At 71.3% G+C, this 11,671-nt stretch carries 10 protein-coding genes; 5 read left to right on the top strand and 5 right to left on the bottom strand.

Annotated elements, in window-relative coordinates; translation table 11 throughout:
• The 5 genes from ABZ795_RS12170 to ABZ795_RS12150 form a co-directional block, all read right to left on the bottom strand.
• Positions 1-528, bottom strand: coding sequence for a DinB family protein (locus ABZ795_RS12170; RefSeq protein WP_357530326.1), 528 nt, complete (start codon positions 526-528; stop codon positions 1-3).
• 57 nt (positions 529-585) lie between these two features.
• The gene (locus tag ABZ795_RS12165; protein ID WP_327022270.1) at positions 586-1,071 is read right to left on the bottom strand and encodes a universal stress protein; all 486 of its coding nucleotides are present in this window, start codon (positions 1,069-1,071) and stop codon (positions 586-588) included.
• Positions 1,071-2,669 (bottom strand): MDR family MFS transporter, encoded by a 1,599-nt coding sequence (locus ABZ795_RS12160; RefSeq protein ID WP_357530325.1) that lies wholly within the window; start codon positions 2,667-2,669, stop codon positions 1,071-1,073. The genes ABZ795_RS12165 and ABZ795_RS12160 overlap by 1 nt, the downstream gene beginning before the upstream one ends.
• Before the next feature lie 116 nt (positions 2,670-2,785).
• Positions 2,786-3,250, bottom strand: a complete 465-nt coding sequence (locus tag ABZ795_RS12155) for a MarR family transcriptional regulator (RefSeq protein ID WP_327022268.1) — start codon at positions 3,248-3,250, stop codon at positions 2,786-2,788.
• A gap of 106 nt (positions 3,251-3,356) precedes the next feature.
• On the bottom strand, positions 3,357-5,060 hold the full coding sequence (locus ABZ795_RS12150; RefSeq protein ID WP_357530324.1) for an alkaline phosphatase D family protein: 1,704 nt from the start codon (positions 5,058-5,060) through the stop codon (positions 3,357-3,359).
• A 149-nt stretch (positions 5,061-5,209) separates the two neighbouring features.
• Between ABZ795_RS12150 and ftsY the strand changes: the two genes are divergently transcribed.
• From ftsY to ABZ795_RS12125, 5 genes are all read left to right on the top strand, one after another.
• Positions 5,210-6,400: a signal recognition particle-docking protein FtsY gene (ftsY, locus tag ABZ795_RS12145; protein ID WP_327022266.1), complete on the top strand. Its 1,191-nt coding sequence runs from the start codon at positions 5,210-5,212 to the stop codon at positions 6,398-6,400.
• Between the two features lie 6 nt (positions 6,401-6,406).
• A complete protein-coding gene (locus tag ABZ795_RS12140) occupies positions 6,407-7,270 on the top strand; it encodes an aminoglycoside phosphotransferase family protein (protein WP_327022265.1) in 864 nt (287 codons plus the stop codon).
• 219 nt (positions 7,271-7,489) lie between these two features.
• Positions 7,490-8,815: an ammonium transporter gene (locus tag ABZ795_RS12135; protein ID WP_327022264.1), complete on the top strand. Its 1,326-nt coding sequence runs from the start codon at positions 7,490-7,492 to the stop codon at positions 8,813-8,815.
• A 25-nt stretch (positions 8,816-8,840) separates the two neighbouring features.
• Positions 8,841-9,179 carry a P-II family nitrogen regulator gene (locus tag ABZ795_RS12130; RefSeq protein ID WP_165521895.1) on the top strand — a complete coding sequence of 113 codons (339 nt, stop codon included), beginning with the start codon at positions 8,841-8,843 and terminating at the stop codon, positions 9,177-9,179.
• A 13-nt stretch (positions 9,180-9,192) separates the two neighbouring features.
• Positions 9,193-11,547, top strand: a complete 2,355-nt coding sequence (locus ABZ795_RS12125; RefSeq protein WP_357530323.1) for a [protein-PII] uridylyltransferase — start codon at positions 9,193-9,195, stop codon at positions 11,545-11,547.
• The last annotated feature ends 124 nt before the right edge of the window (positions 11,548-11,671 follow it).

Below are 11,671 nucleotides of genomic sequence, written 5' to 3'. Positions count from 1 at the left end.
TCACTCGCCGGTCACCCCGTCGATCGCCTCGCGGATCAGGTCGGCGTGCCCGTTGTGCCGGGCGTACTCCTCGATCATGTGCAGGTAGACCCAGCGCAGGCTGACCTCATGGCTCTTCTCGGCGCGGCGCAGGGTGAAGACCTCGTCCAGGTCGTGGCCGGCGGTGGCCGCGTCGGCAGCGGTGATCTCGGCGCGGAACGCCGCGAAGTCGGCCTCGGGGTCGGCGGTGTCCACGGTGTTGAACTCGGCGTCCGGGTCGGTGTCGAAGTCGTACAACTCGGGTAGGTCCTCGCCGGCGAAACACTGCCGGAACCACGACCGCTCGACGACGGTCATGTGCCGCACCAGACCGAGCAGGGTGAGCGTGGACGACGACACGCTCGCCGTCCGTAGTTGCTGGCCGGTCAGCCCGGCGCACTTGAGCAGCAGGGTGTCACGGTGGTAGTTGAGCCAGCCCTCCAGCATGGTGCGCTCGTCGGCGCGGTAGGGCTCGCTGCGGCGGTCGATGGGCGGTGCGGTCCATGTCATGCCGGTCATCGTGCGGCCCGGGTACGACAACGGCGAGCGAAATTTCGGGCTTCGATGTCAGGGCACGACGACGACCGGCCAGCGGCCGGTGCGGACCAGGCGGGTGGCGACCGAGCCGACCAGGCGATGCCCGGCCTGCTCGGAGGAGCCCACCACGACCGCGTCCGCCTGGGTCTCGTCGGCCGCGGCGCAGAGTTCGGCGTACGCGTCGCCGCGCCGACACAGGAAGGTCACCGGTACGCCCAGTTCCTCGGCGCTGCGCCGGCACTCCTGACGCAGGTCCTCGGCCAGTTCGTCATGGCTCTGCTGCACCGCCTCCGCGACGAGGTCGGACAGGACCGCGTAGGCGGTCGGCGAGCTGACGAAGACCACCACCAGCCGGGCGCCCTGGCGACGGGCCAGCCCGGCGGCGTACGAGGCGGCGCGCAGCGAGGTCCGGGTGCCGTCCACCCCGACCAGCACGACCCGTGGCCCGTCGGTGCCCCGCTCGAAGGGCACCGGCCGGGCCTGCGGGCCGTACTGCTGACGATCAGCGGTGTTCATCAGTCCCGGGCTCCGGTGCGGATCACCGCGGCGTCCTCGGTCGACTCCTCCTTGTCGGCGAGCGGCCCGCCGGTGTGCCGCAGCAGTGGCACCTCCTTGATGAACAGGATGGCGATCAGCGCGATCAGTCCGAAGGGTGCGGCCGCCAGGAAGATGTCCCCGGCTCCGTGCCCGTACGCGGACTCCACCACGGCCCGGATGGGCGCGGGCAGGGTGGTCACGTCCGGCAGGGTCCCACCGCCTGCCCCCGAGGTCGGCAGGCCGAGGGCGGCCAGCCCGTCGCTGAGGTAGCGGGCCACGTTGTTGCCGAGCAGGGCGCCCAGGGCGCTGACCCCGACCGCGCCGCCCAGGCTGCGGAAGAAGGCCACCACGGAACTGGCCGTGCCGAGTTCGTGCGGGTCGACCGTGTTCTGCACGGCGAGCACCAGGTTCTGCATGGTCATGCCCACACCCACCCCGATCAGCGCCATGTAGATGCTGAGCAGCCAGTACGGGGTGTCCGACCGCAGGGTGCCCATCAGGGCGAAGCCGACGGTCAGCAGGGCCGCGCCGATGACCAGGTACCGCTTCCACCGGCCGGTGGTGGTGATGAGCCGGCCGACCACGGTGGAGGAGACCAGCAGGCCGATGATCATCGGCAGGGTCATCAGGCCGGACATGGTGGGGGTGGCCCCCCGGCTGATCTGGAAGTACTGGCCTAGGAAGACCGAGGCACCGAACATGCCCACACCGACGGCGATGCTGGCCACCACCGAGAGGGTCAGGGTGCGGTTGCGGAACAGGCGGGGCGGGATCAGCGGCTCGCTGACCCGGGTCTCTACCCGGATGGCGGCGGCACCGAGCAGGAGGGCGCCGGGCACCATCACCGCGGTCTGCCAGGAGAGCCAGTCGTACCGGCTGCCGGCCAGGGACACCCAGATCAGCAGCAGCGACACCGCGCCGGTGATCAGGGTGGCACCCCACCAGTCGATCTCCACCTTGCGGCGGACCACCGGCAGGTTGAGGGTCTTCTGGAGTACGACCAGGGCGGCCAGGGCGAAGGGCACTCCCACGTAGAAGCACCAGCGCCAGCCGAGCCAGGGGGTGTCGACGATCACGCCGCCGATCAGCGGGCCGCCGATGGTGCCGATGGCCATCACCGAACCCAGGTAGCCGCTGTAGCGGCCCCGTTCCCGCGGCGAGATCATGGTCGCGATGATCACCTGCACCAGTGCGGTCAGACCACCGGCCCCGATGCCCTGGACCACCCGGCAGGCGATCAGTTGACCGGTGGACTGCGAGAGCCCGGCCAGGATCGAACCGAGTACGAAGATCGCCAGGGAGGCCTGAACCAGTGCCTTCTTGCTGACCAGGTCGGCGAGCTTGCCCCAGAGCGGGGTGGTCGCGGTGGTCGCCAGCAGGGTGGAGGTGACCACCCAGGTGTACGCGGACTGGCTGCCGTTGAGATCGGTGATGATCCTCGGCAGGGCGTTGCCGACGACCGTGCCGGACAGGATCGCGACGAACATGCCCAGCAGCAGGCCGGAGAGGGCCTCCAGGATCTGCCGGTGGCTCATCTGCACGGTGCTCGCTCGGGCGGGCGCGCTCGCCTGAGTCATGGGGAGGGCCTCCAGATGGAGTGGAAGATGTTGCTGAAGGCAACGGTACGACTTGGTTGCCTAAAGCAACAACTTGAGCCGGGCCCGGCTCTATTCCGCGTGACCGGCAGTCTGGATCAGCCCCAGGCGTCGTTGAACCGGCGGATCAGCCGGGCGAACTCCTCGACGTCCTGTTGCGGCCAACTCTGTAGCGCTCGCCGGATCTGTCCCAGTCGGGGCGCCCGGGCGGCGTCGAAGCGGCGCTGGCCCTCCTCGGTCAGGCTGAGCTGGGCGGCCCGCCGGTCACCCGGATCCGGGTCCCGCCGTACCAGGCCGAGGGTCTCCAGGTTGTGGATCTGGCGGCTGAGGGTGCCCTTGCCGACCCCCAGCCGGGCGGCCAGGTCGGTGAGCCGGATCGCGCCGGAGCGACGCAACCAGAGCAGCAGCCCGTACGCGTTCGGCTCCAGATTCGGATGCACCTCGCTGGCGATCTCCCAGGAGATTGCCCTGGCCCGCCGGAGCAGGGCGGCCAGCTCGTCCTCCACCTCGCGCAGGCTCACCGGCAGATCCTCGTCCACGCTCACCGGCAGATCGTCATCCACGGCGACGAGATTACGGAGCCGGGGTGACGGTCTGCTGGCCGCCCCGCAGCACAGCGTTAACCGGGGGCCCTTCTACCACGCGAGGCGTTAACAAGGTGCCCTTCCTTCAGGGGGTCAGGCGGTGTTGGGCCACCTGGCGCAGGTGGCCGTCGTTGGTGGTGCCCTCGATGATCACGTCGGCGGTGCGGCTGGCGTGCGTCAGGGTGGCCACCGCGTTGCCGAAGTACGGCCCGGCCAGCTTGCGCCAGCGCACCTGCGGCCGGGGCACCCCGGCGGTGCGGGCCAGGGCCCGGGTGGCCGAGGCAGGTCCCCGGGCCCAGCCCAGCCGCATCAGGGGACGCATCCCGGCCGGCACCTGGTTGTGGATCGGCGAGCAGGTCAACTGGTGCACCGGGGTGCGTACGGCCGGATCGGCGAACCGGACCCGGGCCACGTACGAGTGGTGCACATCACCGGAGAGCACGTTGATCGATGCCGGGGGCGGGTACGCCGGACCGGCCCCCTTGCGGTCGCCCGGCTCACCCGGGGTGCCGCCGCCGACCCGGGCGAACAGGGCGCCCATGGCGTCGAAGGAGCGGCGGAAGGCACCCCAGTGCTCCAGGTCCAGTCCTCGGCGGAGCCGCTCGGACACCGCGGCCAGCCAGGGGCGGGGCGAGTCGGCCAGCTTCTCGTTCCAGGCCTCGACGTGGTGGATGCCCGGCGGCAGCAGCCAGGGCAGCGAGGAGCCGACCACCAGGTGGTCGTAGTCGCCGTGCACCCGGTCGACGAACCAGGCCCACTCCCCGGGCGGCAGCATCGCCCGTTGGCCCGGCCGCAGCACCCGGCTGCACCGGGTGTCCAGCATGACCAGGCGGGTACGCCCCAGATCCAGGGAGTAGCTCCACTGGTACTGCACCGCATGCCACCGCTCGGGGTCGTGCGCCAGGTCGGCCTCGGTGTCGACCCGCTGGCCGAACTCGCGCAGCACCTCGGTGGCGTCCCCGGCCGTGGTCACCTTGGCGTAGATCGGGTCGGCCGCGATCTCGTCCGGCGAGAGGTTGCCCAGGTGCTGATACACCCAGTAGGTGGCCAGGCCACTGGCGATCCGCTCGGCCCACCAGGGCTGCTCGCGCATCTCCGCGCGCCAGGAGGCCGAGGTGTTCCAGTCGTCGATGATCTCGTGATCGTCGAAGATCATCACACTGGGCACGGTGGAGAACAGCCAGCGGATCTCCGGATCCCCCCAGGACTCCAGGTAGAGCTTGGTGTATTCGTCGAAGCTGACCACCTGGTCGCTGGGAGCCTTAGCCGGGCGGTGTCGCCGTCGCTTGAGCAGTCGCTTCACCGTCGGTGAGGTCTCGTCGGCGTACACCTGGTCGCCGAGGAGCACCAGCAGGTCCGGCAGGGCCGCCGGGTCCGGGTCGGCCAGGATCCGCCGGGCGTACGCGTCCAGGGCGTCCGGGGGCAGCTTGCGGGTGGTGGCGTGCTGGGTGGTCTCCCGGCAGGAACCGAAGAGCAGCCGTACCGGCTGGTCCCGGTCGTCGGCGGCCCGGGTCCGGATCACACTCGGCGGGAACCGCCCCTTGGGCAACGGCCAGACCACCTGGTCGTCGAGGAACACCTCGTAGGTCGAGGCGCTGTCCGGGATCAGCCCCTCGACCACCACCAGGGCGTAGTGATGGTCGTACGCGGTGAAGGTGTGCGCCGTGCCGGTGGCGCCGGCGGCCGTGCGGACGGTGACCACCGCCGGGGCCGTGGTCTCCACCCAGATCGTGGCCCGCGTACCGATGACCCGGCGCAGCAGTGGGCCGATGAGCAGTTCGGCGGGCATGAGGAACCTCCAGATGAGAGTGGTTCAACCTCTACTACCCGATCGGCGGCCAGGCCAGTGCTGGCTGTGGTGCAGACTATCGCCGTCGGCGCGCCGGGGTGGGGAGCGGTGGCTGAGACGCGGTCGTCGCCATCTGACAGGATTTCGGCATGACGGAATACCTCCTCATCGCTCTGGCCCTGCTCGGTGTGCTGATCCTCGGCGGCATCGGGTTGGTCGTGCCGAGGCTGCGCCGTCGGCCGGCACCGCCGCTGCCGCGCACCGAGGTGGACACGCGGGCGGAGGAGGAGCTGGCCGGGCCGCCGGTGGAGGCCCCCGAGGCCGAGCTGTCCACCGGAGTGCTGGTCGAGCCGCCGCCGGTGGTGGAGGCGCCGGCCCCGACCGTGGAGGTGCCCGAGCCGACGGCCGGTCGGCTGGTCCGGCTGCGGTCCCGCCTGTCCCGTTCGCAGAACGCCTTCGGCAAGGGGCTGCTCGGTCTGCTCAGCCGCGACCGCCTGGACGAGGACGTCTGGGAGGAGATCGAGGACAGCCTGATCACCGCCGACGTGGGGATCGACGCCACCCGGGAGATCGTCGACCGGCTGCGGGAGCGGACCCGGGTGCTCGGCACCCGTTCGGCCGCCGAGCTGCGCGCCCTGCTCGCCGCCGAGCTGGTCAACGCCCTGGATCCGGAGCTGGACCGCTCGCTGCGCACCACCCCCAAGGAGGGGGTGCCGGCGGTGCTGCTGGTGGTCGGGGTCAACGGCGCCGGCAAGACCACCACCTGCGGCAAGATCGCCCGGGTGCTCATCGCCGACGGCCGCACCGTGCTGCTCGGAGCGGCGGACACCTTCCGGGCCGCCGCGGCCGACCAGTTGGAGACCTGGGCCGGGCGGGTCGGGGCGGAGACCGTCCGGGGCCCGGAGGGCGCCGACCCGGCCAGTGTCGCCTTCGACGCGGTCCGACGCGGCATCGACACCGGGGTGGACACCGTGCTCGTGGACACCGCCGGCCGGTTGCAGAACAAGGTCGGCCTGATGGACGAGCTGGGCAAGGTCAAGCGGGTGGTGGAGAAGCACGGCCCGATCGACGAGACCCTGCTCATCCTGGACGCCACCACCGGGCAGAACGGGCTGGAGCAGGCCCGGGTCTTCACCGAGGTGGTCAATGTCACCGGGGTGGTGCTCACCAAGCTCGACGGCACCGCCAAGGGTGGCATCGTGATCGCCGTACAGCGCAAGCTGGGCATTCCGGTGAAGCTGGTCGGGCTCGGCGAGGGTCCGGACGACCTGGCCCCGTTCGACCCGGTGCAGTTCGTCGACGCCTTGCTGGGCACCGAAGCCCCCGGGCCGACCGCGTAACCTCGGGTGACCAGAGACAATCGCGTGTACGCGGGCTGGCGTGACCCGAGCCACCCGTCGCAGCGCCTCGGGAGACCGTACGTGACTTCGCAGGAGATCCCCCTGCACGGCGGGAACGTCAGCACCGTGGTGCGGGTCGGCGACACGGTCCGGCGTAACGCCGGCCCCTGGACCCCGGCGGTGCACGCCCTGCTGCGTCACCTGGAGTACGTCGGGTTCACCGGCGCCCCCCGGGCCCTGGGCATGGACGAGCGCAACCGGGAGGTGCTGTCGTACCTGGAAGGGGAGTGCGGGGAGTACCCGCTGGCCCCGCACTGGGTCACCGACGAGGCACTGGTCACGGTCGCCACCATGCTGCGGATGTTCCACGACGCCCAGTACGGTTTCGTGCCCCCGCCCAACGCGGTGTGGCGCTCCTTCGGGCCCCCGCCCCCGGACACCGAGGTGATCTGTCACCACGACGCCGCGCCGCACAACGTGATCTGGCGGCCGGACGGCACCCTGGGGCTGATCGACTTCGACCTGGCCTCACCGGGTGCCCGGATCTACGACGTGGCGTACGCGGCCTGGACCTGGGTGCCGATCTTCTCCGACCGGGACTCGATCACCCTGGGCTGGAAGCGTCCGGACCGGCCGCGCCGGTTGCGGTTGTTCGCCGACGCGTACGGGCTGATTCCGCGGGACCGGCACCGGCTGATCCGTACCATCCGCAAGCGGATCGTCGACCATGTCGAGGGCATCCGGCGGATGGCCGCGGCCGGGGAGCCGGCCTTCGTGCGGATCGTGCACAAGGGTCACCTGCGTAGGCCGATGCGTGATCTTCGACTGCTCGATTACGAGCGTCATGCCCTGGAGTACGCCCTGCGGTGAACCGTCAGGGGGATAGACCGGCACCAAATGGCTGATTGACCCCCGTCGAAGCGCTGAGGTGTGCGTTTTTCTTCACACGTACGAAACAAGCCGTCACGGTCCGGAAACCAGCCGGGGACCTTCGTCGAAACAGCCGGCGACCAGGCTTCCGGCCAACCGGCGTACGGGCGATGCTGCGCGATGCCGGGAGGGAGGGAAAACAACCCGAGAGGAGGCAGCGTGCCGGAGCTAGATTCTGGTGCCACCGCCTGGATTTTGACTTCTGCCGCCCTGGTGTTGCTCATGACGCCCGGCCTGGCCCTGTTCTACGGCGGCATGACGCGATCCAAGTCCGTGCTCAACATGATGATGATGAGCTTCGGTGCGATCGGCCTGGTCAGCCTGTTGTGGGTGTTCTACGGCTACAGCATCGCATTCGGCGAGGACATCGGCGGGATCACCGGTGATCTCTCCGCCGCCGGTCTGCGGGGCATGTTGGAAAGCGGCACCGAGGGAGGAATCCCCGACCTGCTGTTCGCCGGTTTCCAGTTGATGTTCGCGGTGATCACGGTCGCCCTGATCAGTGGTGCGATCGCCGACCGGGCCAAGTTCGGCCCGTGGCTGCTCTTCGCCGGCCTCTGGGCCACCCTGGTCTACTTCCCGGTCGCCCACTGGGTCTGGGGCGGCGGCTGGATCATGGAGCTCGGCGTGCTCGACTTCGCCGGTGGCACGGCGGTGCACATCAACGCCGGTGCCGCGGCCCTGGCCCTGGCTCTCGTCCTCGGCAAGCGGGTCGGCTGGCCGAAGGACAAGTTCAAGCCGCACAACCTGCCCATGGTGCTGCTCGGTGCGGGTCTGCTGTGGTTCGGCTGGTTCGGCTTCAACGCCGGCTCCGCCGGTGCGGCCAACGGCACCGCCGCCATCTCGCTGATCAACACCCAGGTCGCCACGGCCGCCGCGGTGCTCGGCTGGATCGTGGTCGAGTGGCTGCGTGACGGCAAGCCGACCACCCTGGGTGCGGCCTCCGGTGCGGTCGCCGGTCTGGTCGGTATCACCCCCGCCTGTGCCTTCCTGGAGCCCCTGGGCGCGATCGCCCTCGGTCTGATCGCCGGTGCCATCTGCGCCCTCGCGGTCGGCATGAAGTACAAGCTCAAGTACGACGACTCCCTCGACGTGGTCGCCGTGCACATGGTCGGCGGCATCATCGGCTCGCTGCTCATCGGCTTCCTGGCCATCGAGGTACTGGCCGGCGAGGGCAACGCGGGTCTGCTCTACGGCGGCGGCATCAAGCTGCTGGGTCTGCAGGCACTCGGCGTGGTCGCCGTGCTGGTCTACTCCTTCGTGGTCGCGTACATCATCGGCCTGGTGATCGAGAAGACCATCGGCTTCCGGGTCAGCGCCGAGGCCGAGGTCGAGGGCATCGACAACGCCGAGCACGCGGAGAGCGCGTACGAGTTCAGCTCCACGAGTGGTGGTGGCGGGGCCTTCGCCGCCGCGGGTATCGCCCCCTCGGCCAAGCCGAAGAGTGAGCCCACCGAGGCGGTAACCGAAAAGGTCGCCAGCTAACGTTCGTGAGATGGAGGGGTTGGACATGAAGCTGGTGACCGCGGTCATCAAGCCGCACCAGTTGGACGCCGTCAAGGAGGCCCTGCACGCCCTGGGCGTGGCCGGACTCACCGTCAGTGAGGTCCAGGGCTACGGACGGCAGAAGGGCCACACCGAGGTCTACCGGGGTGCCGAGTACACCGTCGAGTTCCTGCCCAAGATCCGGGTGGAGGTGCTGACCGACGAGATCGACGTCGAGAAGATCGTCGACGCCGTGGTCGGAGCCGCCCGGACGGGCAAGATCGGTGACGGCAAGGTCTGGGTGACCGGAGTCGAGGAGGTCGTCCGGGTCCGCACCGGCGAGCGCGGCCTGGACGCCCTGTAAGGAGACACCGTCGATGACCTCGTTGACCTCTCGGCAAGCCTCGGCTTCCAGCCCCACGGCAGCACCGAAGGTCAACGAGGTCGTGGGCGTAGCGGCCGGGATCGGCGCCACCGCGCGTCGGGCCCGGTCGGACGCGTACGACGCCTGGTTGGCCCGGCTGCTGCCGGACCGGCCGGGCGTCGCCCTGCTGGCGGTCGGCGGGCTGGGCCGGCAACAGTGCGCCCCCTACGGCGATCTGGACCTGGTGCTGGTGCACTCCGGGGTGGCCGGGATCGACGAACTGGCCGCCGAGCTGTGGTACCCGATCTGGGACGCCGGCCTGCGGCTGGACCACTCCGTACGTACGGTCGCCGAGGCCCTGTCGGTGGCCCAGGACGACGTCAAGGTGGCCCTGGGGCTGCTGGACGCCCGCCTGGTCGCCGGCGACCCCGAACTGGCCGACACCCTGATCCGCAGCGCCACCGACCACTGGCGGCGCACCGCCGTACGCCAACTGGCCCCGCTGCGGGAGACCACCCTCGCCCGCTGGCAGGCCCACGGCGAGCTGGCCTTCCTGCTGGAAGGCGACCTCAAGGAGGCCGCCGGAGGGTTGCGGGACGTCGGCATCCTGCGGGCCGTGGCGCTGGCCGGGATCACGGATGCGCTGCGTCCCGCCGTACACGCCGCCCACCTTCGCCTGCTGGACACCCGGGACGCCCTGCACCAGCAGGTGGGTCGTCGGGTCGACCGGCTGCTGGCCCAGGAACGCGAAGGGGTGGCCGCCCTGCTCGGCCTGCGCCAGACACCCCCCGGCGACCCCGACACCGATGCCGCGGGCGCGGGTGGATCGGCTACCGCTGCGGGGCCGGCTGGAGCGGCCGGTGACGGGGACGCCCTGCTGCGTCGGGTGGCCGGGGACGCCCGGACGGTCAGCCACGCCCTGGACGACGCCTTCCGGGCCGCCGACCGGCTGCGCACCGGCCGCCGTCGAGGCGCCGACGGGCGTCCGCTGCGTCGCCCGGTGGCCCGGGACGTGGTCGAGCACGACGGGGAGCTGGTGCTGGCCCGCACCGCCATCGGGGCCCGCCCCGACCCCAACCTCTCGCTGCGGGTGGCCGCCGCGGCGGCGGTCACCGGGCTGCCGATAGCCCGGGCCACCTGCGAATGGCTGGCCACCTACTGCCCACCCCTGCCCACCCCCTGGCCGGCGGAGGCCCGAGCCGCCCTGACCACCCTGCTCGGTGCCGGCACCGGGCTGCTGCCCGCCTGGGAGACCTGCGACCGGTACGGGCTGATCGACGGCTGGCTGCCGGAGTGGACCCGGCTGCGCAGCCTGCCCCAGCACAACCCGGTGCACCGCTTCACCCTGGACCGGCACCTGGTGCAGACCGCCTTCGAGGCCAGCCGACACACCCGGGACGTGGACCGCCCCGACCTGCTGCTGCTCGGGGCCTTCCTGCACGACATCGGCAAGGGCCTGCCGGGTGACCACTCCACCGTCGGCGCCCCGATCGCCGAGTCCATCGCCACCCGGATCGGCCTGCCCACCGCCGAGGCGAAGCTGATCGGCACCCTGGTCCGGCTGCACCTGCTGCTGCCCGAGGTGGCCACCCGCCGCGATCTGGCCGATCCGGTGACCATCTCCGGGGTGGCCGAGGCGGTCGGCGACGTCACCACCCTCGACCTGCTGCACGCGCTGGCCCGGGCGGATGCCGCCGCCACCGGACCGGGGGCCTGGTCGGACTGGAAGGGTCGGCTGATCGCCGAACTGGTGGCCCGGGTCCGCACCACCCTGGACACCGGGGCGGTACCGGAACCGCCCGCCCCGGACCCGGCCCTGGTGGCGGGGCCGCTGCCGGTCGTACACCTGACCGGGGACCGGGTGGCGGTGGCCGCGGCCGACCGGCGGGGCCTGCTCGCCACGGTGGCCGGTTGCCTGGCCCTGCACCGCCTGGAGGTGCTCGCGGCCGATGCCTCGACGGTGGACGGGCGGGCCCTGGTGGAGTGCCGGGTGCAGCCCCGCTACGGGCTGCCCCCCGAGCCGGTGGCGCTCAGCTCCGACCTGCGTAGGGCGGTCGGTGGCGACGTCTCCGTCACCCAGCGACTGCGTGGACGGGCCCTGGCCGCACGGGGGGCCGGGGCCGAACCACGGGTGGTCTGGCACCGGGACGCCGCCACCGACGCGGTACTGCTGGAGTTGCGGGCCGCGGACGCCGCGGGCCTGCTGTACCGGGTGACCAGCGCCCTGGATGCGGCCGGCGCCCAGGTCCGCGCGGCCCGCATCGCCACCCTGGGCGGAGACGTGGTCGACGTCTTCTACCTCGTCGGCTCCTGGCCCTCCGACGAGGACCGCACCCGCCTGGAAGCCGCCGTCCTAGCCGCCGTGTAACCGCCCCCGGCGGCGTCTCCCGGGAAATCGGACAGCAGTTTCGGGGAAAGTGCTGCCTCACCAGCCGACGAGGCAGCACTTCCCCTGATGTTGCTCGCCGCAGCCGCGCAGTGCGCGGCGCGCA

It is taken from the genome of Micromonospora sp. NPDC047134 (genome assembly GCF_040643455.1).
In the GTDB taxonomy this organism is placed as follows: Bacteria; Actinomycetota; Actinomycetes; order Mycobacteriales; family Micromonosporaceae; genus Micromonospora.
The sequence above is the reverse complement of the archived record's forward strand: the minus strand, read 5'-3'. Positions and strand labels throughout refer to the sequence as shown.

What these genes read in the sequence shown, in the direction of transcription:
- ABZ795_RS12160 (WP_357530325.1), bottom strand. Translation starts at nt 2,669, where the DNA reads ATGACTCAGGCGAGCGCGCCCGCCCGAGCGAGCACCGTGCAGATGAGC.
- ABZ795_RS12130 (WP_165521895.1), top strand. Translation starts at nt 8,841, where the DNA reads ATGAAGCTGGTGACCGCGGTCATCAAGCCGCACCAGTTGGACGCCGTC.
- ABZ795_RS12150 (WP_357530324.1), bottom strand. Translation starts at nt 5,060, where the DNA reads ATGCCCGCCGAACTGCTCATCGGCCCACTGCTGCGCCGGGTCATCGGT.
- ftsY (WP_327022266.1), top strand. Translation starts at nt 5,210, where the DNA reads ATGACGGAATACCTCCTCATCGCTCTGGCCCTGCTCGGTGTGCTGATC.
- ABZ795_RS12165 (WP_327022270.1), bottom strand. Translation starts at nt 1,071, where the DNA reads ATGAACACCGCTGATCGTCAGCAGTACGGCCCGCAGGCCCGGCCGGTG.
- ABZ795_RS12170 (WP_357530326.1), bottom strand. Translation starts at nt 528, where the DNA reads ATGACATGGACCGCACCGCCCATCGACCGCCGCAGCGAGCCCTACCGC.
- ABZ795_RS12125 (WP_357530323.1), top strand. Translation starts at nt 9,193, where the DNA reads ATGACCTCGTTGACCTCTCGGCAAGCCTCGGCTTCCAGCCCCACGGCA.